General features: G+C 47.4%; 26 protein-coding genes and 1 pseudogene. 7 read left to right on the forward strand and 20 right to left on the reverse strand.

Translation table 11 applies throughout. From position 1 onward, the window contains the following. Positions 1-80: 80 nt before the first annotated feature. The 3 genes from IC21_RS10960 to IC21_RS10970 all read right to left on the reverse strand — a co-directional run bounded on the left by IC21_RS10960 (position 81) and on the right by IC21_RS10970 (position 1,512). Positions 81-509, reverse strand: a complete 429-nt coding sequence (locus IC21_RS10960; protein WP_029713768.1) for a GNAT family N-acetyltransferase — start codon at positions 507-509, stop codon at positions 81-83. A 194-nt stretch (positions 510-703) separates the two neighbouring features. Further along, complete coding sequence (locus IC21_RS17375; RefSeq protein ID WP_234969449.1) at positions 704-994, reverse strand: hypothetical protein; 291 nt, start codon at positions 992-994, stop codon at positions 704-706. A gap of 5 nt (positions 995-999) precedes the next feature. Next, positions 1,000-1,512: a GNAT family N-acetyltransferase gene (locus IC21_RS10970; RefSeq protein WP_029713765.1), complete on the reverse strand. Its 513-nt coding sequence runs from the start codon at positions 1,510-1,512 to the stop codon at positions 1,000-1,002. A 166-nt stretch (positions 1,513-1,678) separates the two neighbouring features. Here IC21_RS10970 and IC21_RS10975 point away from each other — a divergent pair, with 166 nt between their 5' ends. The 3 genes from IC21_RS10975 to lepB all read left to right on the forward strand — a co-directional run bounded on the left by IC21_RS10975 (position 1,679) and on the right by lepB (position 4,064). Continuing rightward, positions 1,679-2,413, forward strand: coding sequence for a type II toxin-antitoxin system SpoIISA family toxin (locus tag IC21_RS10975; protein WP_029713766.1), 735 nt, complete (start codon positions 1,679-1,681; stop codon positions 2,411-2,413). 20 nt (positions 2,414-2,433) lie between these two features. Next, positions 2,434-2,613: a hypothetical protein gene (locus IC21_RS10980; RefSeq protein WP_029141588.1), complete on the forward strand. Its 180-nt coding sequence runs from the start codon at positions 2,434-2,436 to the stop codon at positions 2,611-2,613. A 923-nt stretch (positions 2,614-3,536) separates the two neighbouring features. Beyond that, entirely contained in the window at positions 3,537-4,064 is a 528-nt protein-coding gene (gene lepB / locus IC21_RS10990) for a signal peptidase I (protein ID WP_035176076.1), read from the forward strand. Positions 4,065-4,677: 613 nt separating this feature from the next. On the opposite strand, the gene IC21_RS10995 is transcribed toward lepB, so the two are convergent. Continuing rightward, on the reverse strand, positions 4,678-5,769 hold the full coding sequence (locus IC21_RS10995) for an NAD(P)H-dependent flavin oxidoreductase (protein WP_029141591.1): 1,092 nt from the start codon (positions 5,767-5,769) through the stop codon (positions 4,678-4,680). Positions 5,770-6,027: 258 nt separating this feature from the next. Then, on the reverse strand, positions 6,028-6,198 hold the full coding sequence (locus tag IC21_RS17610; RefSeq protein WP_306802619.1) for a nuclear transport factor 2 family protein: 171 nt from the start codon (positions 6,196-6,198) through the stop codon (positions 6,028-6,030). Positions 6,199-6,564: 366 nt separating this feature from the next. Between IC21_RS17610 and IC21_RS17020 the strand changes: the two genes are divergently transcribed. Continuing rightward, positions 6,565-6,711: a hypothetical protein gene (locus tag IC21_RS17020; RefSeq protein ID WP_168940090.1), complete on the forward strand. Its 147-nt coding sequence runs from the start codon at positions 6,565-6,567 to the stop codon at positions 6,709-6,711. Between the two features lie 155 nt (positions 6,712-6,866). Here IC21_RS17020 and IC21_RS11005 read toward each other — a convergent pair whose 3' ends face one another. The 9 genes and pseudogenes from IC21_RS11005 to IC21_RS11045 all read right to left on the reverse strand — a co-directional run bounded on the left by IC21_RS11005 (position 6,867) and on the right by IC21_RS11045 (position 18,726). Beyond that, the gene (locus IC21_RS11005; RefSeq protein WP_029141592.1) at positions 6,867-6,986 is read right to left on the reverse strand and encodes a DUF4023 family protein; all 120 of its coding nucleotides are present in this window, start codon (positions 6,984-6,986) and stop codon (positions 6,867-6,869) included. Positions 6,987-7,134: 148 nt separating this feature from the next. Continuing rightward, positions 7,135-7,504 (reverse strand): annotated as a pseudogene (locus IC21_RS11010) (VOC family protein). 178 nt (positions 7,505-7,682) lie between these two features. After that, positions 7,683-10,358 carry a pyruvate, phosphate dikinase gene (gene ppdK, locus IC21_RS11015; RefSeq protein WP_029141593.1) on the reverse strand — a complete coding sequence of 892 codons (2,676 nt, stop codon included), beginning with the start codon at positions 10,356-10,358 and terminating at the stop codon, positions 7,683-7,685. Next, on the reverse strand, positions 10,355-11,176 hold the full coding sequence (locus IC21_RS11020) for a pyruvate, water dikinase regulatory protein (RefSeq protein ID WP_029141594.1): 822 nt from the start codon (positions 11,174-11,176) through the stop codon (positions 10,355-10,357). Before IC21_RS11020 ends, ppdK begins: the two co-directional genes overlap by 4 nt. A gap of 227 nt (positions 11,177-11,403) precedes the next feature. After that, positions 11,404-12,654 (reverse strand): MFS transporter, encoded by a 1,251-nt coding sequence (locus IC21_RS11025; RefSeq protein WP_029141595.1) that lies wholly within the window; start codon positions 12,652-12,654, stop codon positions 11,404-11,406. A gap of 112 nt (positions 12,655-12,766) precedes the next feature. Next, positions 12,767-13,531 (reverse strand): YybI family spore inner coat protein, encoded by a 765-nt coding sequence (locus tag IC21_RS11030; protein ID WP_234969451.1) that lies wholly within the window; start codon positions 13,529-13,531, stop codon positions 12,767-12,769. Positions 13,532-13,639: 108 nt separating this feature from the next. Next, on the reverse strand, positions 13,640-16,087 hold the full coding sequence (gene parC, locus IC21_RS11035) for a DNA topoisomerase IV subunit A (RefSeq protein WP_013859317.1): 2,448 nt from the start codon (positions 16,085-16,087) through the stop codon (positions 13,640-13,642). Beyond that, a complete protein-coding gene (gene parE, locus IC21_RS11040; RefSeq protein WP_029141597.1) occupies positions 16,084-18,063 on the reverse strand; it encodes a DNA topoisomerase IV subunit B in 1,980 nt (659 codons plus the stop codon). The genes parC and parE overlap by 4 nt, the downstream gene beginning before the upstream one ends. A gap of 249 nt (positions 18,064-18,312) precedes the next feature. Next, a complete protein-coding gene (locus tag IC21_RS11045) occupies positions 18,313-18,726 on the reverse strand; it encodes a CoA-binding protein (RefSeq protein ID WP_013859315.1) in 414 nt (137 codons plus the stop codon). A 178-nt stretch (positions 18,727-18,904) separates the two neighbouring features. Here IC21_RS11045 and plsY point away from each other — a divergent pair, with 178 nt between their 5' ends. After that, entirely contained in the window at positions 18,905-19,504 is a 600-nt protein-coding gene (gene plsY / locus IC21_RS11050; protein ID WP_029141598.1) for a glycerol-3-phosphate 1-O-acyltransferase PlsY, read from the forward strand. Between the two features lie 131 nt (positions 19,505-19,635). After that, entirely contained in the window at positions 19,636-19,929 is a 294-nt protein-coding gene (locus IC21_RS11055; protein WP_026104693.1) for a HesB/YadR/YfhF family protein, read from the forward strand. A gap of 50 nt (positions 19,930-19,979) precedes the next feature. Here IC21_RS11055 and IC21_RS11060 read toward each other — a convergent pair whose 3' ends face one another. The 6 genes from IC21_RS11060 to acnA form a co-directional block, all read right to left on the reverse strand. Next, the gene (locus IC21_RS11060; protein WP_017552378.1) at positions 19,980-20,282 is read right to left on the reverse strand and encodes a hypothetical protein; all 303 of its coding nucleotides are present in this window, start codon (positions 20,280-20,282) and stop codon (positions 19,980-19,982) included. A gap of 15 nt (positions 20,283-20,297) precedes the next feature. Next, positions 20,298-20,717 carry an acyl-CoA thioesterase gene (locus tag IC21_RS11065; protein WP_013859311.1) on the reverse strand — a complete coding sequence of 140 codons (420 nt, stop codon included), beginning with the start codon at positions 20,715-20,717 and terminating at the stop codon, positions 20,298-20,300. Positions 20,718-20,927: 210 nt separating this feature from the next. Then, the gene (gene tlp / locus IC21_RS11070; RefSeq protein WP_013859310.1) at positions 20,928-21,158 is read right to left on the reverse strand and encodes a small acid-soluble spore protein Tlp; all 231 of its coding nucleotides are present in this window, start codon (positions 21,156-21,158) and stop codon (positions 20,928-20,930) included. A gap of 27 nt (positions 21,159-21,185) precedes the next feature. Next, positions 21,186-21,329, reverse strand: coding sequence for an acid-soluble spore protein N (locus tag IC21_RS11075; protein WP_013859309.1), 144 nt, complete (start codon positions 21,327-21,329; stop codon positions 21,186-21,188). A 66-nt stretch (positions 21,330-21,395) separates the two neighbouring features. Then, complete coding sequence (locus tag IC21_RS16340) at positions 21,396-21,530, reverse strand: FbpB family small basic protein (RefSeq protein WP_013859308.1); 135 nt, start codon at positions 21,528-21,530, stop codon at positions 21,396-21,398. Positions 21,531-21,638: 108 nt separating this feature from the next. Beyond that, a complete protein-coding gene (gene acnA / locus IC21_RS11080; RefSeq protein WP_029141599.1) occupies positions 21,639-24,374 on the reverse strand; it encodes an aconitate hydratase AcnA in 2,736 nt (911 codons plus the stop codon). A 246-nt stretch (positions 24,375-24,620) separates the two neighbouring features. On the opposite strand from acnA, the gene sspO reads away from it, so the two are divergent. Beyond that, the gene (gene sspO / locus IC21_RS11085; RefSeq protein WP_013859306.1) at positions 24,621-24,770 is read left to right on the forward strand and encodes a small acid-soluble spore protein SspO; all 150 of its coding nucleotides are present in this window, start codon (positions 24,621-24,623) and stop codon (positions 24,768-24,770) included. Positions 24,771-24,814 lie beyond the last annotated feature (44 nt).

The raw sequence follows: 24,814 nt of genomic DNA on the forward strand, positions 1-24,814 counted from the left end.
CTCTAATTATTTAAATTATTACATATTTAGCCGCATTTTTGGGGGGGAATAGTTAAATTATCACGAAAAATTTTTACTCCTCAGAGCTGTCTTTTTAAAAAAACATAACTGACTTTATCATAATCCATTTTTTCTTCATAAAACCGGTGTGCGTCTTTTCTCTGCAGGCCGGATGACAGGGATACAATGCCGTATCCGTTTTCGCCGGCCTGTTTTTCCACATGCGCCAAAAGCCTGGCGCCGTACCCTTTTGATCTGTGCGCTTCATCCGTCACCAGGTCGCATACCCAAATAAACCGCCCGTTGTACAAGGTAATCATCGGCATATAGCCGGTTACCGCCACAATGTTTCCGTCATCTATTACTGCGGCCATCTTGTAATCCGATTTTTCTGCCGCCTCTTCCACCAGCTGGAGATAGTGTTCTTCGTCCAAATGTTTACGCAGCTGTTTCATCACCGGAAACGCTGCTTTCCACTCTTCCCGGTTTGCAAGTTCTTTTATTTCCATCTGTATATCCCCTTCTTTGCCTAAATGGTAATGCATAATAATCAATTCGCCTTTTTTTCCAAACATCCTGCCCCCTTCATCCACAAACCCGGCTTGTCTGTACAAATTTTGGGCAGCAACATTTTCCGTATTCACCCCAAGAACCATCTGCTCTATTTCCAGAAAATGGGTACGGACAAAATGGGGCAGCTGTTTTAAACATTGCCTGGCGTATTTTTTTCCCTGCTGGTGGAAATCGGTTGAAAACGTCCGCAGCAATATGGCATGCGGATGATTTGTATATGGCCTGGCGCCATTTTTTCATGGAGCACAAAAAAGTTTGTGATCCTGCCATGCCGGATTGCAACAACAGGGTGCCGTTCCGGATCATCTTTTGCAAGGGCAATGGCTTCATCCGGATGGCCGGTGAAACGGAGCTGATCATCCGTTATTGTATAGTTGTCCAATTGCTGCTTGAAATCATTATGGTAAAAGACCAGTTCCAATTCCATTACCCCTTGCATGTCGTTTCTACCAAATCGAGGGATAACCGTACCATATCCCGGCAGCGAATCCCGTTTTCATATATCGTTTCAGCATAATGCCTGACGAAAAAGCCTCTGTCCACCCCGGAGATCCGGAAACCGCATTTTTGATACAAGGCCAGCTGGCTGATGCTGGAATTGCCGGTGCCTACTTCGATCGTTTTAAATCCTCTTTTTCCTGCCCTCCGGATGGCATCCAGCACAAGCCGTTTTCCAAAACCTTTCCCTTGATGTTTTTTTGCAACCGCCACATTCGCCAATTCCACGATTCCCGGCCTCGCCGGTAGCAGGATGTAAACGCCGATCACCTTTTCTTCAATTTCCGCCACATAGCATTCTCCGCGGTTGGCATAAGCCATCACCATTTCGCGTGACGGGTCGGCAAGGAGCAGTAAATCCATCGGAAGTGTTTCCTTGCCGCCCAGCCGCCGGATGTTTAACGCATTTTTTGCTTCCAAAACTGCCAGCTCCCCATCCATATTTTGTTAAATTCTAACATATCTTTCTTTATCAGTCTATCATCCTAGGAACATTTCATCAATTCTGCCTTTTATGCAGGGATGCAAACGAAAGTTCTCCTTTTTATGATAAAATAATGGCAGACAGTACTTTTCGGGAATATAGGGAGGCGGAGATTTAGAAACGCTGTTTTTTAAAACTTTTGTTTGGCTTTGTTTTGCCGGTCTCGTGATCTATACTTACCTGTATGGAAAAAATGAAAAAAAGATGGATGCAAAAGTTTTTCTGATCCGGAAAATCTGGTATTTGGTTTATTTATTCGGTGCGCTGGTTTACTGGACGATCCATCCGGCGAGCATTTTCATGAATTTTAAAAACTATGCCATCACCGCGCTTATTTTTGCAGCAATCGACGGTTTTATTTTTTTAAATATGTATTTCCGCAAAACCGGAAAATATGAATTGGAAAGATTTACGAAAACCGTTTCTGCAAATGAGTCTCTGATCCAGGACAATCTGTTAATGGCTAAAAATATGCTCGACATCTTGAATGATGAGGGCATCGTAGGGTATTATGGTAGTAAAGAAGGATATCTGTTAGGTTTAAAAGAAGTGCTGGCATCTTATGCGGAAAAAGCGGATATGAGCGTTAACATTTTGCCGTTTACCACCCCGCCAGAAAAAGATCAGGCATTGTATAGTTTCGCAAATCCCGGTTCCGCCCGCGCGAAATTGGACAGGCTGGAGACGGTGTATCATATTGATGAAAACTATGCGCTCCATCCGATTTATCTGTTTCATGATGCATTGTATCTATTAAAAATACCCGGTTCCAGAGCCATTACAGAAATGGATTGTATCCTGTTTGTCATCATGGCCCATGTTTATGATTTTGCGGCTCCGTCGGACGACATGGATTGAAAAACAAGGCGGTGACAAAAATGAAAAAAAACAGCGCGCTCCTGGCACAGAGAAATGAAACCGGAAATATCCGGAGAACTTTCAGAAGAAAATCAAGAGTCCGTGTTCCTTCGGTTGGCACAAGCCCGACGACTTTAAAAATCATGAAAGAAAACGAACAGATCCTGAAAAAGTACGGCAAAAAATCTTCAGGGCAATAACAAACCGGTTATTGCCCTTCATATTTTTTCGCAGCTTTGCATACACTATTGCAGATAATCAGCTGAGGTGATCATGGGAAAAAGTTCCATAAAGAAACAAGCGTTTACTCTCCGCCCCCTTCCGCTTCCCCAATGGAAAAAAACAGAAAAAAACAGACAGCGGAACTCCTCAGCTTTATGGATAAGCTGAAAAATAAGCGGGCAACATGAAACATCCGCAGCCAGTAAAAATACAGTCAGCCCCATAAGCTTTTTTTAACATCCAGCAGCCCCCTCAGCTCAGCACTTTTTTATGAAAACTCGGCTATAACAACTTCCCATCCCGCCCAAAACAACAGCAGGACGCTATCTGCTGTCGCGTTTTTCAGCATGCTTAATGCGTTTTGATCAGGATGGCACCCATCACAATACAGAATGCTGAAAGGTACATCCACCAGGTTGGCAGTATAGGGAAACCCGATAATACATCGAATATTTCAATCAGCACAAATACCTTTTGGGTTTTCGGGGAAAATTCCCGGTAGGCTTTCCATTCTTTTCTGAACTACAAAATGCCAAACGGAAGAAGAATCACCCCAGCCAGTTTCAAAAAATCATCCCCTGTCTGCAAGCGTTACTTCCTATACTGAATATTGCGGGCACACTTCTTGTGCATTGAATATTGTGAAATCATCTGCAGTAACATTATTCTCCCGAGCCCCACTTGGCAAAACAGAAAGCCGGGCATTGATAATCATATTTTTGCAAATTGATCTTCCTTTTCCTACCCAAATAGCCTAAATTATTTTGCACAAATCGCTCCCGCGTTCCCATTTCTTATGTTTATAACATTGGAATGTTGCATATTATTAAATAATATAAAGGATTTCCTGCCTTTCTGGAAGAATAGATTACGATGAAGATATGTTATGGGAGCTGGTCAAATGAGCAAAGGAATAAAAAGCTTGTTAAAATCATTCATATTTGCCATTCTGCTTGTTGCGGTCATCAGGGGATTTTTCATTGCCCCTTATATGGTTGAAGGGGAATCAATGGAGCCGACACTTCATAACCACGATAAAATTCTCGTTTATAAAGTCCATTCTGCTGCCGATTACCAAAGAGGCGATATCATCATCATCAAGGGAGAAACGGAAAACTATGTAAAGCGGATTATCGGCCTTCCCGGAGATACCATTCTAGTCAAAAATGACCATCTCTACATTAATGGGAAGTTGCACAAAGAGCCTTACCTTGCAAAAAACCTGAAAGCAGCACGTAAAAAAGGCAGCAAGCTGACGAATAATTTTGGGCCTCTCACCGTGCCAAAAAATAAATATTTCGTAATGGGCGATAACCGGTTGTACAGCGAAGACAGTAGAAACGGGCTCGGCCTTATTCCGAAGAAAGAACTCGTGGGAAAAACCGAAGCGGTATTTTACCCGCTCTCGCAAATCCGGGAAGTCCGTTAACTATTCTTGCGGGCAGAGCCGGTATCTATTAATAAAAAGCAGAGGGGAATTTCCTTGAAACACGCTTTAGTGGCAGGCAGAACCGGCATGCTTTCCGCTTTACATCAATGAATTTCAAATTTCTTCCCCTAATGCTTTTAAAATATTGCTCCAATCAACAAGAAAATAATGCTTGCTAATAAGAAAGCTGAAGGAACACCTATTAAGCCTCTATTTAGATATAACTTAAATCCATCCTACTTTGTATTAAACGATAATCTGGGGATATAATACGAAATCAAGATAATCACTGATACCACAATAAAGATAGCTGTAATACTGTCCATCGTTTTCATCACCTCTTCATAAGATTATCGTGCCCATTAATTTCCGTTTTTTCTATCCTGAAAAATTGCACCGGCTGATTTTCATTCTTCCTCTGGTGCCGCGTTCACTGCGGCATGGGTGTCTAAATCCAAATAGTTTGCCACTCTTTATATTTGCACTCAGAGGAGCAAATATGGCTCCTAATATGGTTTCTGCTACAGTCCAGGCAATGACAGGACTTAACGTTACAGGTGGTGCCGGTGCCGGTGCCGGTGCCTTGATACCTTGTTTCATTGCCGGTAAAAATCTATAGGGATTGAGACATTTTGCCCATGGTTTCTTCAGCTTCTTTTATGACATGGTCAATCAATGCTTTTGCCGTTTGATGTTTTGCGAGCCGCGGACTTTGGCCGGACCAAAGTGACATAAACTCACGGTTGTTCTGCTTTCCGGCAGCCTTTCTGATATCCTGTGTGAGCGCATTTTGCACGGGATAATCCGGAAAAAGCGCTTCATGCGGCTTCATTTCCGAGATAAACGCATTTTTTACGCCTCTTGCCCATTTTCCGGAAAATGACCGGGTGAGGACAAGCTCATCTTCTTTCGCATGGAGAACGGCTTCCTTATGGGCCTGATGTGCGCCGCTTTCCTTACAGGCCAGGAAGGCGGTTCCCATTTGCACGCCTTTTGCCCCCAAGCAAAGCGCTGCTGCAAGCCCCCTGCCATCCATTATGCCGCCTGCCGCAATGACGGGAATCCGGACATTGTCGGCAACCTGGGGAACCAGTGACATCAGGCCAATCATGCTTTCCTCATGGTCTTTCAAAAAGTTTCCCCGGTGGCCCCCCGCTTCACTGCCTTGCGCAACCACCATATCCATCCCGGCCTGCTCCGCTTCAACCGCTTCATCGACGGTTGTTGCCGTTCCAATTAGGAGGATCCCGTTTTGTTTCAGCCTTTCGATCACTTCCCCGGAAGGTATTCCAAAAGTAAATGAACAAACAGGCACTTTCTCTTCGACAGCCACTTGCACCTGTGCCAAAAATTGATTTTGCACGCGATGAAGATCAGGAACTTCTATTTCTGCTTTTGCCTCCACCTTTAACTGTTTGCGGATCCGATTTAAAATGTCATTTGCGGCTGTTATTTTTTCATTTGCCGCTTCAAACCCGCCGGGAACAAAAAAATTGATGCCAAAAAGGTTTCCGGTTAACTGTTTGATTTCCCGGATTTGTTCTTTTGTTTGGGCAGCGGTCAAGTACCCCGCCCCGATCATGCCCAGCCCGCCGGCGTTTGACACCGCAGCCACCAACTCTGGTGTTGTGATGCCCCCTGCCATCGGAGCCTGAATCATCGGGTACCGTGTTTTCAGCCGTTTGGCCAAATCGTTTTTCAACATCCAAATTCCTCCCCTTTGCCTTTCCCCCATTGTAACAGGTTTCCATATTGTTTTAAACGTTTTCAAAATAATGAAAACATTATTTGGAGGAGGCAACCGTTCCTTGGTGAAAAACCATTTTCCAGCTCCTGTCCGTATATTTCCAAACGGAACTGCGCAAGGTTTGCTGCTTTCTTGTTCGGTCGTCCACCCTTTAGGTTGCAAGGACCACGCCATCAGCCAATGGATGCATTTCAAAATCTGTAAGCGCCATCTCCCTCACCCCAATGCCGCCCGGTCCGGTATATTTCCGTTTATGCCAGATGTTTCCCGATGAGCCGAATTCAAAAAAGATTCCGCCAGCAATGCGCCCAATTTTGCCGGATCCGAGCGTGTCGAAGGTTCAAGCAGCGATTTTTCCAATTGGAGGATATGTTCTTTAAGTGACAAGATTTTGCATCCTGTCTTCTTTAAGATTTGTTTACTATGCTACATAAAGCGAACGAAATTTTGCCATTCTGTTGCCTGTCCAAATGAATGATGTGATTTTTATTAGTTTTAAAGCAGAGCTTTTCAAAATATGGGCAGAAAAAACCTTTCTATATCAATATGTTGTATTTGTGTTGTTTTTCTGTTATAATTCTATAAGTGTAAAGCCCGAGTCCCGCAAAAAATTCCTGCGCACGACGGATAACATGAAACTGCCCGCTGCAATATTTTTACTACTAACTGCGTCTTCAACTTCTAACAAACTTTCCGAACGAAGCATATGTTTTAAAAAAGAACAATGGGTAAACAAAGAAGAGGTGATAACATATGAGAAACAGAATTTTCAACTTCATTATTGACGGACGATTGATTACGGTAAAAGGAAAGTCCGTTAAAGAAGCAAAGCGCCATGCACAACAAATTGCGCAAAGCATGAAAACGGAAGAAAACATGGGCAACCAGTCAGCCATCTGATTGGCTGCCTTTTCCATTTTTCCGGGTAAACAGGCATCTCAGCGGTAAAGAAATATTTAGTTTTTTATAATATTATTATGTAAACTAGTTCCCGTTTTTTGGAGCGTGGCTGTCCCGTTCTTTTGAAAAATGGCGTGTATTCCACACGCCATTTTTTAGTGCCGGTTTGTCGGCAGCTTTTCACTCGGGCTTCCGTTCCCCTGCCGTTTTTTATTTTGTTCCTGCTTCTTTTGCTGTTCATTCAGCTTCTGCACATATTCATTCGTGTTGTCCATGTTTATACCTCCTTCCGTCCTTGTTACTTTAACCAAGACCCGGGCAAGCATGCACGCATTTTGGATTTCCAGACGGGAAATTCGCTTTCATGATTGCGCAATTTTACAGTGATATTGCCAATTTCTCATTTCACCATTTTGCACTTTTTTACTTGATCTTCCATTCTAAAAATTCGAGCCAGTTTCCGAATGGATCAGTTGCGTAAATACGCGCTGCTCCTGGGAGCTTGCCGTCTTCTGCCCACTTAACTTGATAGCGGGCAAACCTGTCTTTCAAGCTTTCGAGATTTCCGACTTCAAATGCAGGATGCGCTTTTTTGGCGGGTAAAAAAGGTTCTTCAATGCCGATATGGATTTGTATTTTTCCGTTTTGAAACCAGCAGCCACCGCGTTTTTTCAATTCTGCCGGTTTTTCAACTTCCGTAAATCCGAGGATTTCCGCGTAAAACTTTTTGGCTGTCTGTTCAACGTGGAGCAGCAAGCTGAACATGGTCAATTGCGATAAAATGAAATGCCACCCTCATCCCTCCTCCCCTTAATCTTACATTCCTTCTTTTATCATTTAAATAATGGCTTTTCATCTTAATTGATATGTTTTACTTATGAGTTAGCACGCCCCGGCATGCTTTTTTCATGAGCCTGCCAGAAAAAAAGCACACGGGGGGGTAACCCGCCGTGCGCTTTGTAAAAAATGATTTATTTTGCAGCGACTGTCACTTTACCGGTGTCTTCTTTTTTGTTCCGGATGGTGGCCTGTGCAGCGGCGAGCCTTGCGAGCGGTACGCGGTAAGGCGAGCAGCTGACGTAGTTCAGGCCCGTTTTGTAGCAGAATTCGATCGAGCTTTTTTCACCGCCGTGTTCGCCGCAAATGCCGGTTTTCAAGCCCGGTTTTGTCTGGCGGCCGAGTTTGACGCCGGTTTCGACAAGTTTGCCGACGCCTTCCTGGTCAAGGACGGCAAACGGATTTTCCGGCAGCACTTTTTGCTCGATATACTGCTGCAAAAATTTTCCTTCCGCATCGTCGCGGCTGAAGCCGAATGTCGTTTGCGTTAAGTCATTCGTACCAAACGAGAAGAAATCGGCTTCTTCTGCAATTTGGTCTGCGGTAAGGGCGGCGCGCGGTATTTCGATCATCGTGCCGACTGTATAATCGAATTTCAAGCCCTTTTCCTCCATGACCTGATTCGCCATATCCGTCACGAGCGCGCGCATCCGTTTCAGCTCATTCACATGGCCGACAAGCGGAATCATAATTTCCGGCTGGACTTTTATTCCCTTTTGCAGGACGGCAGCGGCAGCGTAAAAAATTGCTTTGACCTGCATTTCGTAGATTTCAGGGAAAATCATGCCGAGCCGGCAGCCACGGTGGCCGAGCATCGGATTGAATTCAGCAAGATGCTGGACTTTTTTCAGCAAGTATTCTTTTTCTTCCAGTTCTTTTGAGCCTGGTGCCGTAAGCTGCAGTTTTGTTACTTCTACTAGCAGTTCTTCCTTATCCGGCAAAAATTCGTGCATTGGCGGATCGAGCAGGCGGATCGTCACCGGATGGCCGGCCATTTCCTCAAAGATGCCTTCAAAATCGCCCTGCTGCATCGGAAGCAGTTTATCCAAAGCTTTTTCGCGCTCTTCCAAAGTCTCGGCGAGGATCATTTCCTGAACGATCGGCACGCGCTTAATGTCCATAAACATATGCTCCGTCCGGCAAAGGCCGATGCCGTCTGCACCGAATTCGAGCGATTTTTTCGCGTCCGCCGGGTTGTCGGCATTGGCGCGCACGCCGAGATCGCGCACCTCATCCGCCCATTCAAGCAGCGTTTTGAATTCGCCGGAAAGCTCAGGGTCGATCATCGGGACTTCGCCGAGCATCACTTCACCTGTCGAACCGTCGATCGTGATGACATCCCCGTAACGGACAACCGTATCGCCGACCGTAAATTGTTCCGCTTTCAAATCAATTTTCAAAGATTCGCAGCCGCAGATGCATGCTTTCCCCATCCCGCGCGCGACAACCGCCGCATGGCTCGTCATCCCGCCGCGGCTTGTCACAACCGCCTGGGATGCAATAATGCCGTGAATATCATCCGGTGTCGTTTCGGGGCGGACTAAAATCACTTTTTTCCCTTCCTTGCCGAGCCGTTCCGCTTCATCAGCATCAAACACAACGGCGCCGGTAGCAGCTCCCGGGGATGCCGGCAGCCCTTTTGCAAGATGGTTTTTTGCCGCGGAATCATCAATACGGCGGTGTAAGAGCTGGTTCAACTGGTCCGGATCGACTCTTAAAAGCGCTGTCTTTTTATCGAGAATGCCTTCCTTCACCATTTCAACGGCGATGCGGATTGCAGCCTGCGCCGTCCGTTTGCCGTTCCGGGTTTGCAGCAGGTACAGTTTGCCGCGTTCCACCGTAAATTCAATATCCTGCATATCTTTGTAATGTTCTTCCAATAATTTGCTTGTTTTGACAAACTGGCGATACACTTCCGGCATGTCTTTTGCCAGCACCTGGATCGGCTGCGGAGTGCGGATGCCGGCGACGACATCCTCGCCTTGGGCATTGATTAAATATTCGCCGTACAGCACGCGTTCGCCTGTTGACGGGTTCCGTGTAAAAGCGACGCCGGTTCCGGAATCATCCCCCATATTTCCGAATACCATGCTTTGGATATTGACGGCGGTCCCGAGATGGTCCGGAATTTTATTCAGGCGGCGGTATACAATGGCACGCTGGTTATTCCACGAATCGAAAACGGCATTTACGGCAAGGTACAGTTGCGTTTTCGGGTCTTGCGGAAAATCCTGTTTCGTATGTTTTTTAACGATCTTTTTATAGCCTTCTATGATGTCTTTCCAGTCTTCCGCAGTCATTTCCGGATCAGCTGTATACCCTTTTTGTTCCCGGGTTTGTTCAAGCAAATGTTCGAAATGGTATACATCAATGCCGAGCACCACGTCAGAAAACATTTGGATAAACCGGCGGTACGAATCGTAGGCAAAGCGCGGATTGCCGGTCAGTTCCGCAACAGCTTCCACGGTCTCGTCGTTCATGCCAAGGTTCAGTACCGTATCCATCATCCCCGGCATCGAAAACACAGAGCCAGAGCGGACGGAGACGAGCAGCGGGTTCTCCTTGCCACCCAGTTTTTTGCCGGTTTTTTCTTCCAGTTTCAAAAGCGCTTCTTCCATTTGCGTTTCGACTGCACCCGAAATTTTTTTGCCGTTTGCATAATAGTCATTACATGCCTCGGTTGTAATCGTGAAGCCGAACGGCACCGGCAGGCCGATATTTGTCATTTCCGCCAGATTGGCTCCTTTGCCGCCAAGCAGGTCGCGCATATGGCTGTTCCCTTCGTTGAACAAGTAGACAAATTTTGTCATTTGAGCAGCTCCTCCCTGTTTTTGAACATTTCAATAATAAGGCTTGCTGTTTCCTCCACCGCTTTATTCGAAACATCAATGACCGGGCATCTGAGTCTCCGCATGATGTTCTCCGCGTAAACGAGTTCTTCATAAATCCGTTCAAAGCTCGCATAATTGGCGTCCGATTTTAAACCCATTGCCCTGATCCGTTCTTTCCGGATTTCATTCAGTTTCTCGGGCGAAATCATCAGCCCGATGCACTTTTCCCGCGGGATGGAAAACAATTCATCAGGCGGCGCGATTTCCGGCACGATCGGGACATTCGCCACTTTAAAGCTGTGGTGCGCCAAATACATGGACAACGGCGTTTTCGACGTCCGGGAGACGCCGAGCAGGACAATGTCCGCTTTTTTCAGCCCGGTTGGATCGCGCCCGTCATCATATTTCACGGCAAATTCAATGGCTTCGATTTTTTTAAAGTATTCCTGATCCAGCTTGCGCATTAATTTCGGGCGATGGTACGGCTCCTTGTGAAACTTTTTCATAAAAGCTTCCATCAACGGATTCATCAGGTCGACCGCAATAACCCCTTCTTCGCCGGCGCGGCGGTCAATGTATTCTTTCAAAGGGGTAACGACAATCGTGTAAGCAATGATGACATTTTGTTTTTTTGCCGCCTCAATTACCGGTTCGATATCGTCTGTTTCTTCCACATGCGGGTGCCGCCTGATTTCAATGTGGCCGCCGTTAAACTGCGCAGCAACCGCTTTTACAACAAATTCAGCCGTTTCTCCGACCGAGTCCGAGATGATATGCACTATTTCTTTTTGTTCCATGTATCGTTCCCATCCTTTTCGAACCGGAAAATGGCTCCGTATGTATATGGTTTCTTTTCACTGCCCCTCCCGTATGCCACCAGTATATGCACTGTTTGGCAAATGTGTTATACTTGTTGTTCATTAGTATAACACATTCAAAAGGATGCGTGAACCATTTTACCGGTTTTTTTAAAAATTTTTATTATCATTCAAACGGGCAGCTGCTGTGCGCCGTTTAAAAATCTTTATGCTGCCTGGCTTTCCCCGGCGCGGGTTTTTTCCCAGATCATCACCGTCCCGAGCACGCCAAAAAGCGAAAAGAACGCCGGGATTAAAAAGCCGTAATGGTAACCGGCCGCATCAGCAGCATTGAAATGGTCCAGCACTTTCCCAAACAAGCTCGGCAAAAGCACCGCGCTTAAAAAGCCGCCGGTATTGGCAAATCCGGAAACCGATCCGACTTCCCTCACGTCAAAGGAGTGGCGGACGACCGCAAACGTCAGCGCGCTTGCACCATTGCCATATCCGATGACAAACATTAAAAGCACCGCGACAAATAACGGCGGTTTGCCCCCGCATAAAAAGAAAACCGTCCATGCGAGAAAAATCAGGGTTTGAATCAGCAAATACGGCTTCTTCCTTGAACCGAGCCTGCTTGCGATCCATCCGGTAACCGGCGCGCCGATAATGGCCCCGATTAATCCTGTCATGACCAGCTGGCTCGCTTCCGGGCGGTCCATGCCGAAAATATGCATCCCGTACGGCACTGCCCATGTGCCGATAAAACCAACATATGTGCCGACAAGGCCGAAATGGCATAAAAAGGCAGCCCACGCCTGCCTGCTTTTCAGGATGCGTTTTAGTACCAACAGCATTTTTTCATGGCGGACTTTCGCATGCGCATGTGCTCCCCCTTCCCGTTTTTGCGGCAGCCGGATAAGCACGGCATACAGCATCACAGTACTTGCAAGCAGCAGGATGCCGGTTACAAAAAACGGCAGGCGCCATCCTGAAGCTGATATCCATGCTGTCAGCGGAACGGTTGCGAGCAAAGAACCCACGCTTCCGGCCATGCCGGCATAACCGATCAGCCCGACAAACTCTTTCGCATAAAACCACTGGCTTAAGATCAGGACAAGATTAATCCAAATGGCCGCATCCCCCATGCCGGCGAGCACCCGGGATATGAGCAGGCACGCTTCATTCGGCGAGATGCTGTATAAGAACGTGCCGATGCCGCTAAATAAAGTGCCTGTAACCAGAAAAATATTCGGCCCGAACCGGTCGGAAAACATCCCAATCGGAATTTGCAGCCCCGCATAAGCGAGAAACTGCACACCTGTCAACAAACCGATGACGGACGCTGTCAAATGAAACTCGCTCATCAGTTTATCCGGAATCAAGCCCGGTGCCGTTCGCTGGCTGACAATCACCATATAGGAAAACAGCACCGCGAAAAAAACAATCCATCTGTACTTGCTTTTTTGTCTGTCCAATCTGCTCTACCCCTGTTTTATTTGTAATTTATTACTATTATAATCTATTTTTGCGCAAAAACATTTTCAATTTTCAAATCCGCATAAAAAAACTCCCGGCGCGGGAGTTTTTTTATGCATTTGCCGGCTGCCATTTGGCACGGACCAGGATCCATTTGCCGTCTTCAAAATACCATGTTGCCTTGACATCGCCCAGTTTATCTGCATGATAGGCGCCGCTTATTTGCTGGTAACCTTCGAGCCCGCATCCTTTTTTGCCTTTTATTTTCACCGGTTTGTAAACCGCCACCGGATCGATCATCAGTTCAAACGGTTCATTGAGCATTCCATCCTTTTGATAAATGCCGAGCCGGATATAATCTTTTTTCCGTTTTCTTAAATCAATCAGGAATGTTTCGTTCGTATTTTCAATGTTAAGCCTTGCCGACAGGGCATTTTCAAATTTGCCGCTAAGCTTTAACACGGGCGGCATCGGCAAATATTTTAAAATGCCGCCTTTCAGCGTATCGAGGCGGTACTGGTTTATGCCCCCGCTTCCGCCGCTGTTGCTTGATCCGAGCATGTCCTTTACACCGTCATGGTTGAGGTCTTTGAACCGGATTTCCGGTTCATACCCGGGCTCATACGGCAGTTTATATTTCTTTCCTTCCGACGCGGCAATCCGCGCCCAAATCTTTTTCATATACGGGCTGCCAGCAGCAAACGGGATGCCTTCCAGTATAATCGCATCCTTTTTTCCGTCCCCGGTTACATCCGCCTCATACCGGTGAATCACCATTTTGCCGGCTTTCGTCTTCCCGCCCGCGTCCGCGATCACAACCGTGCCGGCTGCCATAAACCATAATGCGAGCAGTGCAAGCATGTATTCTTTTTTCATCTTCTCACCCCGCATCCGTTTTCCTTTAGGATACGCCGCAAGAATAGAATTATGTAAAACTTGCCTGAAGATGAAAAAAGTGTTTGCCGAAAACGGCAAACACTTTTTTCAATCGTTTTCTTCCGCGGCAGCCTCTTCCGGTTCCTGCTTCCATACTTCTGCCACTGTCCCGTTTTCTTCTTCATCAATGGCAAATGAGCCATTTGAATAACGGTCATGGTCGCGCAAGTCATGGAGTGGAATGTCTTCCTGATGCCCTTTTTCCGTTACGACCGAGACGGTTTCCCCATTGCCTGCAATCACGGCCCCGGCGATCCGGTGCGGATGGGCTTTTAATTCGCGCAGCATGAGGACGCCGCGTTTGGCCCGGCTTGTTTTGTCAAATTCGGACACTTTCATCTTCTTGACGGCGCCTCTTTGAGTGGCAATGAAAACTTTATCTTTTTCCGGATCTTCAATGATTTTCCCGCTAACGAGCCGGTCGCCTTCTTTCAGGTTCATGCCTTTTACCCCTGCTGCCCGCTGGCCGACAACGCTGATTTCCGCTTCATCAAACCGGAGCCCGTAACCGAGGCGGGAAGCGAGGAAGACTTCTTTCGAGCCGTCTGTCAGGTGGACATCGACCACTTCATCATCGCCCTTTAAGTTTATTGCGACAAGGGCTTTCGAATAGCGCTGTGCCTGGTACTGCTGCAATTCCGTTTTCTTCGCCATGCCGTTTTTCGTAAAAAACAAAATAAACTGCGGCTGGTTGAAATCTTCAATCGGGAGCACTTTGATGATGCTTTCATCGCGCTCAAGCGCCACAAGATTGGAAACATGCTGCCCGAGATCTTTCCAGCGGATATCCGGCAGTTCATGGACCGGCAAATAGATATAGCTCCCTTTATTTGTGAAAAGCAGCACCGTCTGGACGGTATTGAGCTGCCGTTTAAAGAGCAGGCGGTCGCTGTCTTTAATAGCAAGGTCCCGGCCGTTTGAAGCGGTGTAAGAACGGATGCTTGTCCGTTTAATATAACCATCTTTCGTAATGGTGACCATCACATCTTCATTCGGGATCATTGCTTCCAGATTGATTTTTAGTTCCTGTATTTCCGCTTCAATCGTTGTCCTTCTGTTATCGGCGTATTTTTTCCGGATTTCTCTCAGTTCTTTTTTGATTACCGTGAACAGTTTTTTCTCGCTGGATAAAATCGCGAGATAGGTCTCAATTTTTTTCTCAAGGTCTTCCGCTTCATTCTGCAGCGTCGTAATATCCGTATTGGTCAGGCGGTAGAGCTGCAGCGTGACGATCGCTTCAGCCTGGGGCTCGGTAAAATCAAACTTTGCGATTAAGTTCGCTTTGGCATCTTTTTTATCTTTGGATGCCCGAATCGCCGCAATGACTTTATCGAGAATGGAAAGTGCCTTCATCAGGCCGTCGACAATATGCTTGCGGTCACGTGCTTTTTTGAGATCGAATGCCGTCCTTCTTGTGACCACTTCTTTCTGGTGTTCAATATAAGCATCAAGCAATTCGCGGAGTCCCATCAGCTGCGGGCGGCGGTTATGGATGGCCACCATATTGAAATTGTAGGAAACCTGGAGATCGGTGTTTTTAAATAAATAATTCAGGACGCTGTCTGCATCCGCATCTTTTTTCAGTTCGATCACAATCCGGAGCCCGGTCCGGTCAGTTTCATCACGGACTTCGGAAATGCCTTCCACTTTCCGGTCAATCCGGAGCTCGTCGATTTTTTTGACAAGATTGGCTTTATTGACTTCATAAGGAATCTCTGCGATGACAATCTGCTTCCGCCCGCCGCGGATCTCTTCAATCGATGTCCTGCCTCTTACGACCATTTTGCCTTTGCCAGTTTCATATGCTTTTTTAATCCCGTCAATTCCCTGGACAATGCCGCCTGTTGGAAAATCAGGGCCTTTTATGACCGCCATCAGGTCGTCCACCGTGCAATCCGGGTTTTCCATCCGCATGATGGCCCCGTCAATGATCTCCCCGAGGTGGTGCGGCGGAATTTCGGTTGCATATCCGGCCGAGATGCCGGTCGAGCCGTTCACCAGCAGGTTGGGAAACCGGGCGGGCAGCACAACCGGCTCATTTGCGGTATCATCGAAATTCGGGATAAATTTAACCGTTTCTTTATCAATATCATGAAGGAGTTCGGATGCAATCGGGGCGAGCCTTGCTTCCGTATACCGCATGGCCGCGGCCGGGTCGCCGTCAATGCTCCCGTTATTGCCGTGCATCTCGATGAGCACATTTCGCAGCTTCCAGTCCTGGCTCATCCGCACCATCGCTTCATAAACGGAAGAATCCCCGTGCGGATGGTAGTTGCCGATGACGTTGCCGACCGTTTTTGCCGATTTCCGGAAATGCTTGTCAGCGGTGTTCCCCTCTACATGCATCGCATACAGAATCCGCCGCTGCACCGGCTTCAGGCCGTCCCGCGCATCCGGAAGGGCACGATCCTGGATAATATATTTGCTGTACCGGCCGAAGCGGTCGCCCAGCACCTCTTCCAAAGGCAAATCTTGAAAACGTTCAGCCGTCTTCATCCGTTCATGTCCCCTTCCTCAATCATCAAATTCTCATTGTCTAAAATATTGGTATCGTCTTCAAGCCCGAATTCCACATGATTTTCAATCCATTGCCGGCGCGGTTCGACCTTATCGCCCATGAGCGTGGTCACCCGCCGTTCGGCACGGGCCGCATCATCAATGCGGACACGGATCAAAGTCCGCGTTTCCGGATTCATCGTCGTTTCCCAAAGCTGGTCGGCATTCATTTCGCCGAGCCCTTTGTAACGCTGCAGGATATAGCCGCGTCCGACTTTTTTGATCGTTTCATCCAATTCTTTTTCGGTCCACGCATATTCCACGATTTCTTTCCTGCCGGTGCCTTTGCTGACTTTATAAAGCGGCGGCAGCGCGATGTAAACTTTTCCCGCTTCGATCAAAGGCCGCATATAGCGGTAAAAGAACGTGAGAAGCAGCACCTGGATGTGGGCACCGTCCGTGTCGGCATCGGTCATGATAATGACTTTGTCGTAATTGACGTCTTCCAAATTGAATTCAGGGCCGACACCGGCACCGATCGTATAAATAATGGTATTGATTTCTTCATTTTTAAAAATATCCGCAAGCTTTGCTTTTTCCGTGTTGATGACTTTTCCGCGCAGCGGCAAAACAGCCTGGAATTTCCGGTCGCGCCCCTGTTTCGCAGAACCGCCCGCCGAATCCCCTTCAACCAGATACAATTCATTCCGCTGCGGATTGCGGCTTTGCGCCGGCGTCAGCTTTCCGGATAAAGTCGTTTCCGATTTCTTCCGTTTTTTGCCGCTTCTGGCTTCTTCCCGCGCTTTCCTCGCTGCTTCCCTTGCCTGCGACGCCTTGATGGCTTTCCGGATCAAAAGATTGCTCGTATCCGGATTTTCTTCAAGAAAATAAGACAGGTGCTCCGAAACAATCGTATCAACTGCAGAGCGGGCTTCGCTTGTGCCAAGTTTTCCTTTCGTCTGCCCTTCAAATTGGAGCAGTTCTTCCGGAATGCGGACGGAAATAATGGCGGACAGCCCTTCGCGGATATCCGTCCCTTCGAGGTTTTTATCTTTTTCTTTTAACAGTCCGGTTTTTCTTGCATAATCGTTCACGACGCGCGTCAAGGCCGTTTTTGCCCCAGCCTCGTGCGTGCCGCCGTCTTTCGTGCGCACGTTGTTCACGAAGGATAAAATGTTTTCCGAAAAGCCGTCGTTAAACTGAAAGGCAAATTCCGCTTCGATTCCGTTTGTTTCCCCTTCGATAAACACAACCGGATGGAGCACTTCTTTTCCTTCGTTCAAGTACTGGACAAAGGCTTCAATGCCGTTTTCGTAGTGGAACAGATCATGCCGCCCGAAACGTTCATCGGTGATTTCAATTTTTAACCCTTTTAAAAGAAAGGCCGATTCGCGCAACCGTTCGCATAATGTATCGTAATTAAAAGTGATGGTGCTGAAAATGGACGGGTCGGGTTTAAAGTGTATCGTTGTGCCGGTCTTATTGGTTTTCCCGGTTTTCTCAAGCGTTGTTTCCGGTTTGCCGCCGCCATGGAAACGCTGTTCATACACATAACCGTCGCGGTGTATCGTAACAACCAGCCATTCCGACAGGGCATTCACGACGGACGCGCCTACACCGTGCAGGCCGCCGCTCGTTTTATAGCCGCCCTGCCCGAACTTTCCGCCGGCGTGCAAAATCGTCAAGATCACTTCCGTTGTCGGTTTGCCGAGCTTGTGCATCCCGACCGGCATGCCACGCCCAAAATCCTGGACGCTGATGCTGTTATCTTTGTGAATGTTGACGATGATATGGTTTCCGTACCCGGACAGCGCCTCATCCACCGCATTGTCGACGATTTCATAGACAAGATGGTGCAAACCACGCGCATCGGTCGACCCGATGTACATGCCCGGTCTTTTCCTTACTGCCTCCAGCCCTTCCAGCACCTGGATCGCATCATCGTTATATTCCAATATATTTTGTTTCTTCGCCACATCTATTCCCCTTTCAATTGCAAAGCACGTGCATCCGCCGTTCATAGGAACAAATATTCGTTCTCATTATAACATCATTTGCCGTTTTTATCATACTCATTTTATCGATAAAACGGAATTTGTAAAGGGTATGCGGAAATAACGCAGGGGCAAAGCAACGGTTATGGAACTTCTCCGGCAAACGGCCGCTTGATTGGGCAAATATAAAGAAAGCAAGCGCCCTTTAAGCTGGCGCCTGCATGAAAAAGCCTATTTTGTCAGGGCATGTTCCACTTTAATGCAGCGGTTCATCACTACCGTATAGCCTTTTTCTTTTAAAAACCGGTACGCTTCTTCGTTTTCGATGCCAAGTTGCGCCCAGAAAACATCCGCATCGATTTCATCAAACTCCCGTGCCAGCTCCGGCAAATATTCGGGCCGCCTGAAAATATCGACAATGTCCACATGGCCTTCGATATCTTTTAAAGACGGAACAGCCTTTTCCCCGAGAATTTCCGTTGCTTTCGGATTGACCGGAATAATCTCATAACCGGCATCCTGCATGGCTTTGGCTACCATATAAGATGTTTTTTCCGGGTTATTGCTCAATCCTACCACTGCAATCCGTTTTGCTTTTTGTAAAATTTCCCTGATTTCTTCCCTGCTCGGATTTTCTATTGCCATTTGATCAACCCCTCTCCTTTCTTGTACTTTCGCCAGTCCGGTCCCATCTTAAACATTCGCTTGATCTTTTCTAATTCCTGCCTGGCGCGAAAATCTGCACGGAATCGACAAAAAATATTCCTCTTTCCTTTAAGAACATGCTACAATAAGCATAGATTTTTTCCAAGGAGTTTTGCACATGACTATTGCCCTGATGGTCCTTTTGGCTTACCTGCTCGGCTCAATCCCGACAGGCCTGATCGTTGGTAAGCTTTTTTACGGGATAGACATCCGCGAGCACGGCAGCGGGAATCTCGGCGCGACCAATACGTTCCGTGTTCTCGGGTTCAAAGCCGGCAGTGTCGTAACAGTGGTGGATATTCTGAAAGGGACAGTCGCCACTTTATTGCCCCACTTTTTTGGCCTGGAGCATACGGTTCACCCGCTTTTAATCGGGCTGATTGCGGTGATCGGCCATATGCTTCCGGTATTTGCCAAATTTAAAGGCGGCAAAGCGGTGGCCACTTCTGCAGGCGTTGTCCTTGCCTACCAATGGCCCTTGTTTGTTATGGTGATTATCGTCTTTTTGGTTACTTTAAAAATAAGCAAATATGTTTCGCTTTCTTCCATCATGGCGGCTTTTTTTGGCATCCTGTATACGCTCATTTATATGATCGTGACGCATGACTGGCCGCTGTTTGTCATCGTTCTGGCGCTCGCCTCTTTCATTATTTACCGCCATAAAGCCAATATTAAGCGGATTAAAAATAAGACCGAGCCGAAAGTCAAATGGATGTAAGGCAGCCATTTTTTCTAAAACCGGATATTTCCTGCAAACACGGAACCAGTCCAGAGGCAAAAGGTTAGGGAAAAAGCGTGCTTTGGTCTATAATGAAAATGCAAAAGGCGCAGTTGGAAGGAAGTGGCGGCATGAAAATTCACATTACAGATGAGGCGGTAAACTGGTTTAAAAGGGAACTGGAACTGGATGACGGTGAATCCGTCCGCTTTTTTGCCAAATATGGCGGTTCCACGCCTATCCAGCACGGATTTTCACTTGGCGTTCAAAAGGACATTCCCGACGATCCGGCGGCGGCCGTTGAACGGAACGGCAATGCCTTTTTCATTGAAAGCACGGACGAATGGTATTTTGACGGCCATGATTTGTATATCGGGTACGACCCGGGACGGGATGAACCGGTATACGAATATAAAAAAGGTTAAAACCGGGATCATCCGGCAGCTGCTCTTTTGCTGCCAGTGATGCCGGTTTTTTATTTTAAAAATTTTTTTGCTTCCGCAAGGCGCCCTTCTTTTTGCAAAATTTCCCGCTGTTTTTGGCCAAGTAGGTCGAAATGGCTGTAACCGTCTTTGCGGACATGAATCCATTCTTTTTTCAGCTGGTAGCGCGCTCCCCATGCAGCGAGTTTCTCAAGATCTTTACAGCCGACTTTTGTGACCGATTTTGCGCTGGGGAAACGGTCATCCAGCCAAAAATGCGTTAAAAACGCAATTTCCCCGCGGTCAATCGCCGCTTTCCACGCTTTGACCTGGTTGCGGTGTATGCCAAAAGCCAAAATTCATCCCCCGCTTTATGATTTTTTTGCTTTTTCATATGCTTCATGCCATTTTGGGTAGAGGCGGCGGAACGCAACCGGGCGGAAACTGTCTTTTTTTACGCAGACATGTGTTGAACTCGCGGCCACGGCAAGGTCGCCGGTTTCTGTGTAAACCTCATAGCCGTACTTTACGCGCAGCCCGTCATATGCATCGACCCATGTTTTCACGGTCACCGTTTCCCCGTAACGGGCCGGTTTTTTGTATGAAATTTGAATATCGATGACCGGCGACAAAATCCCGTCTTTTTCCATATCTGCATAGCGGAAGCCAAGGTCTTCGATTAATTTCGTCCGCCCCACTTCCATCCAGACAAGATAATTAGCATGGTACACAACCCCCATTTGGTCTGTTTCCGCATATCGCACTTTGATTTCTGCTTCTGATACAAACATCCCAGACACCTCTTTCATATGTACATTCAACATCTTTATTTTAGCATAAAGAAAATTCCCCCTCCTAAAAGGATGCCTGATACAGGGCCGGGAAAAGGTTCGCATGCACGCATGGCCGCAGCAAAAAGGGAAAAAAAACGGCCTTTCCGAGAGGGAAAAGGCGTGGTTCCAAAGAAACGCTGCTGTTTTCCGTCGAAAGGCCGTTTTCGTTTATTGCTGCTGTTTGTATGCGGCTTCGTCTTTTACCTCGGTTCTCATCGCTTCGAGGCTTTCACGGCGCCGCTCATTTTTTTCCTTTATTTGTTGGATTTGCGTTTCATCACTTGTAACAGCAAGCGATTCTTCCGCACTTTCCATGTTTTCGATCGTATTGTGGATCATGTTTTGCAGTTTTTCCACATTATCGCTGCGGTCGTCCGGTTTCGGCCGGTTATGCGCCATTGTGTTCTCCTCCTTCGGCTGTTGAAGCTACTCCCCTTTTGTCTGTATCACCTGTGCATGCTGTCCCGAACGGTCCTGCATCTTCTTCCCCTTATTGCCGGAAAATCCGCGCGGCTGCGTGCCAAGATGATCGGGAACGAAATATTTGCTTTTCTTGTTTGGATTGCTCATCACATCTCCCCCCTCCTCATACATTTTCCCCCGGAGGAAAGCGGATTATGATCCACAAACAGTGGCTTATTCTGCTAATTTCATCTCGTGTTTCCGGTCCAGCCGTTCTTCTATCCGCATCAGCGCATCCCTGTCGCGCAACAGTTCCTGTTTATTTTCGGCAACAAGATCCGAAAAGGTCTTTTTATGGGTTTTTCTCATATTTGCCCACTCCTTACAAGTATTTTTACTTAGTATGGGCAATTATGGGAAAAATTATAAATTTGGTTCAAAAAAAAGCTGCGGCAGAAGCCGCAGCTTTTTTAAACATTATGATTTTGATTGCACTTCATTTTTGGACTGCTGCAGTTTTTCGCGCAGCACCATTTGCAAGATGCCGCCGTGGCGGTAATAGTCAATTTCTACGTCGGAATCGAACCGGACAAGCGCTTCAAATTCCGTTTTCTTCCCGTTTTCGTCAGTTGCCGTAACCTTTACCCAGTCATGCGGTTTAACATTTTCGTCAATATGGACATCAAATGTTTCTTTGCCGGTTAAGCCGAGCGTGTCGGCATTTTCGCCTTTTTTGAACTGCAGCGGCAGCACGCCCATGAGAACGAGGTTGGAACGGTGGATCCGTTCAAAGCTTTCCGCAATCACGGTTTTAATGCCGAGCAGGTATGTGCCTTTTGCCGCCCAGTCGCGCGATGAGCCCATGCCGTAATCTTTGCCGGCGAGAACCACAAGGCCGGTGCCGTTTTCTTTATAACGCATGGCAGCATCATAAATCGACGTCACTTCATTCGTCGGCCAGTAAGTCGTATAGCCGCCTTCCGTACCCGGTGCAATCTGGTTGCGGATGCGGATGTTGGCAAATGTTCCGCGCATCATGACTTCATGGTTGCCGCGGCGGGAACCGTAAGAGTTAAAGTCACGCGGTTCGACTCCTTTTGACAGCAAGTATTTTCCGGCAGGTGTGTCTTTGCCGATCGCACCCGCAGGCGAAATATGGTCGGTTGTCACCGAATCGCCGAATTTGCCGATGACGCGCATGTCTGAAAGCGGCTGTACTTCGCCCGGTTCAGGCGAGAGATTTTCAAAGAACGGCGGATTTTGGATGTAAGTCGATTCCGCATCCCATGTATACAGCGGTTCGTCGCTCGTTTCGATCGCATTCCACCGTTCATTGTCGGTAAAGACGTTTTCATATTGTTTGCGGAACAATTCCGGCGTGACGACTTTTTGGACATTTTCTTTGATTTCATCCGCTGACGGCCAAATATCCTTCAGGTAGACGTCTTGGCCATCTTTGTCTTTGCCGATCGGGTCATGGTTTAAATCGATATTCACCGTTCCTGCGAGCGCATAAGCAACCACAAGCGGCGGCGAAGCCAGATAGTTGGCTTTAACAAGCGGATGGATCCGGCCTTCAAAATTCCGGTTCCCGGAAAGGACACTCGTTACGAGCAGATCATTGTCCATGATGGTTTTTTCAATTTCTTCCTTCAACGGGCCGGAGTTACCGATACAGGTCGTGCAGCCGTAACCGACCAGGTTAAAGCCGAGCTGTTCGAGGTACGGCATTAAACCGGCGTCTTTTAGGTAGCCGGTCACGACTTTTGATCCCGGCGCGAGCGAAGTTTTCACATATTTCGGCACTTCCAGCCCTTTTTCAACCGCTTTTTTCGCAAGCAGGCCGGCCCCGAGCATAACGTAAGGGTTTGAAGTGTTTGTGCAGCTTGTAATCGCTGCAATGGCGACTGCGCCGGTTTTTATCACGGCTGTTTCGCCGTTGTTAAAATGGATAACAGCCTCTTTATCGAGCTCTTTTTCATCCAGTCCGAAACCCTGGTTGCCGGAAGGCGCCGTAATCGCTTTTTGGAAAGCGGACTGCATTTGCGATAACGGAATCAAATCCTGCGGGCGTTTCGGGCCGGAAAGGTTGGCTTCAATTTCAGAAAGGTTCAGTTCAAGCACATCCGTATAAATCGGGTCTTCTTTGTCCGGCGTAAAGAACATGCCGTTTTCTTTCAAGTAAGTTTCCACAACTTTTACATGTTCTTCGCTGCGGCCAGTTAAGCGCAAATAGGCAAGCGACTCATCATCAACCGGGAAGAAACCGCAAGTTGCCCCGTATTCAGGCGCCATATTTGCAATGGTCGCACGGTCTGCAAGCGGCAGCGTCGAGACGCCCGGGCCAAAGAATTCGACAAATTTGCCGACCACGCCTTTTTGGCGCAAAAGCTGGGTGACTTTTAACGCAAGGTCGGTAGCGGTTGCCCCGTTCGGAAGCGATCCGGTCAGTTTTACGCCGATGACTTCCGGAATCGGGAAATACGAAGGCTGTCCGAGCATGCCGGCTTCCGCTTCAATGCCGCCGACACCCCATCCGAGCACACCGAGGCCGTTGACCATTGTCGTATGGGAGTCGGTCCCGACGAGGGTATCCGGATACGTTTCATATTCGCCGTTTTCCAGTTCTTTTTCATGGACGACACTTGCCAGATACTCAAGGTTTACCTGGTGGACAATCCCCGTTGCAGGCGGAACGGCACGGTAATTGTCAAACGCTTTTTGTGCCCAGTTTAAAAATTTATAGCGTTCGGCATTGCGTTTGAATTCAAAATCCATATTCACCTGAAGGGCATCCGGCGCGCCGTATTTGTCAACCTGAACCGAGTGGTCGATCACAAGGTCAACCGGCACTTCCGGATTGATTTTATCCGCGTTTCCGCCCAAATCAGCCATCGCTTTGCGGAGGGAAGCAAGATCAACAACAACCGGGACACCGGTAAAATCTTGCAAAATAACGCGCGACGGTTTAAACGGGACTTCTTTGTCCTTTACTTCATCCGATCCCCATTTCGCCAAGTCTTCAACATGTTCTTTCGTAATCGCGCGGCCGTCCATTTGGCGGAGCACCGATTCAAGCAGCACTTTAATCGAATACGGCAGGCGCGCAACATTGGCGACTCCTGCGTCCTCTAGCGCTGTCAGGCGGTAATAGTGATAGCGTTTCCCATTTACTTCAAAAACGGTACGCGCTTTAAAGACATCATTGGACATGTCTTTTCCCCCTTTGTCAAGATTCGTATTTTCGTCATTTAAAAGATTAACAGAATGATTCGTATAAAAAACGCCTCACAGCTTCATCATATTACAATAAATGACATAAGTAAATAACAATAATATTATTGTCTGTGATAAGTTTTAATTATATCACCTGCCATTTGGTTTGCAAAAAATTTATCGGTAAGGTATGATTTTCCCTTTATTCAACATACTAAAACTGTAGCCAGGGAGGTGAGCCTTGTGACAAGACAGAAAGCAAACCATATCCGGCCGGGCATGAATGCGGCAAAAGCGCAAGGGAAAGGCGCCGGATACAATGAAGAATTTTCAAACGAGCCTTTAACGGAAAAAGAAAGGCAGTTTAATAAAAAACGTAAGAAAAACCAGTAGCATGGCAAAGAAATCAGCTTGACAAGCTGATTTCTTTGTTTTGT

The sequence above is a fragment of the Heyndrickxia coagulans DSM 1 = ATCC 7050 genome, assembly GCF_000290615.1.
Taxonomy (GTDB): domain Bacteria; phylum Bacillota; class Bacilli; order Bacillales; family Bacillaceae_C; genus Weizmannia; species Weizmannia coagulans.

Excerpts from the sequence above, each read along its gene's own strand:
- IC21_RS11020 (WP_029141594.1), bottom strand. The coding sequence starts at position 11,176 with ATGGAACAAAAAGAAATAGTGCATATCATCTCGGACTCGGTCGGAGAA.
- IC21_RS11075 (WP_013859309.1), bottom strand. The coding sequence starts at position 21,329 with ATGAGCAATCCAAACAAGAAAAGCAAATATTTCGTTCCCGATCATCTT.
- IC21_RS10970 (WP_029713765.1), bottom strand. The coding sequence starts at position 1,512 with ATGGATGGGGAGCTGGCAGTTTTGGAAGCAAAAAATGCGTTAAACATC.
- IC21_RS11045 (WP_013859315.1), bottom strand. The coding sequence starts at position 18,726 with ATGGCAATAGAAAATCCGAGCAGGGAAGAAATCAGGGAAATTTTACAA.
- IC21_RS10980 (WP_029141588.1), top strand. The coding sequence starts at position 2,434 with ATGAAAAAAAACAGCGCGCTCCTGGCACAGAGAAATGAAACCGGAAAT.
- IC21_RS16340 (WP_013859308.1), bottom strand. The coding sequence starts at position 21,530 with ATGAGAAAAACCCATAAAAAGACCTTTTCGGATCTTGTTGCCGAAAAT.
- IC21_RS10960 (WP_029713768.1), bottom strand. The coding sequence starts at position 509 with ATGGAAATAAAAGAACTTGCAAACCGGGAAGAGTGGAAAGCAGCGTTT.
- tlp (WP_013859310.1), bottom strand. The coding sequence starts at position 21,158 with ATGGCGCATAACCGGCCGAAACCGGACGACCGCAGCGATAATGTGGAA.
- IC21_RS11065 (WP_013859311.1), bottom strand. The coding sequence starts at position 20,717 with ATGTTTGTATCAGAAGCAGAAATCAAAGTGCGATATGCGGAAACAGAC.
- IC21_RS10995 (WP_029141591.1), bottom strand. The coding sequence starts at position 5,769 with ATGTTGAAAAACGATTTGGCCAAACGGCTGAAAACACGGTACCCGATG.
- IC21_RS17020 (WP_168940090.1), top strand. The coding sequence starts at position 6,565 with ATGAGAAACAGAATTTTCAACTTCATTATTGACGGACGATTGATTACG.
- parC (WP_013859317.1), bottom strand. The coding sequence starts at position 16,087 with ATGAAGACGGCTGAACGTTTTCAAGATTTGCCTTTGGAAGAGGTGCTG.
- acnA (WP_029141599.1), bottom strand. The coding sequence starts at position 24,374 with ATGTCCAATGATGTCTTTAAAGCGCGTACCGTTTTTGAAGTAAATGGG.
- IC21_RS11030 (WP_234969451.1), bottom strand. The coding sequence starts at position 13,531 with ATGAAAAAAGAATACATGCTTGCACTGCTCGCATTATGGTTTATGGCA.
- IC21_RS11005 (WP_029141592.1), bottom strand. The coding sequence starts at position 6,986 with ATGGACAACACGAATGAATATGTGCAGAAGCTGAATGAACAGCAAAAG.
- plsY (WP_029141598.1), top strand. The coding sequence starts at position 18,905 with ATGACTATTGCCCTGATGGTCCTTTTGGCTTACCTGCTCGGCTCAATC.
- ppdK (WP_029141593.1), bottom strand. The coding sequence starts at position 10,358 with ATGACAAAATTTGTCTACTTGTTCAACGAAGGGAACAGCCATATGCGC.
- IC21_RS11055 (WP_026104693.1), top strand. The coding sequence starts at position 19,636 with ATGAAAATTCACATTACAGATGAGGCGGTAAACTGGTTTAAAAGGGAA.
- lepB (WP_035176076.1), top strand. The coding sequence starts at position 3,537 with ATGAGCAAAGGAATAAAAAGCTTGTTAAAATCATTCATATTTGCCATT.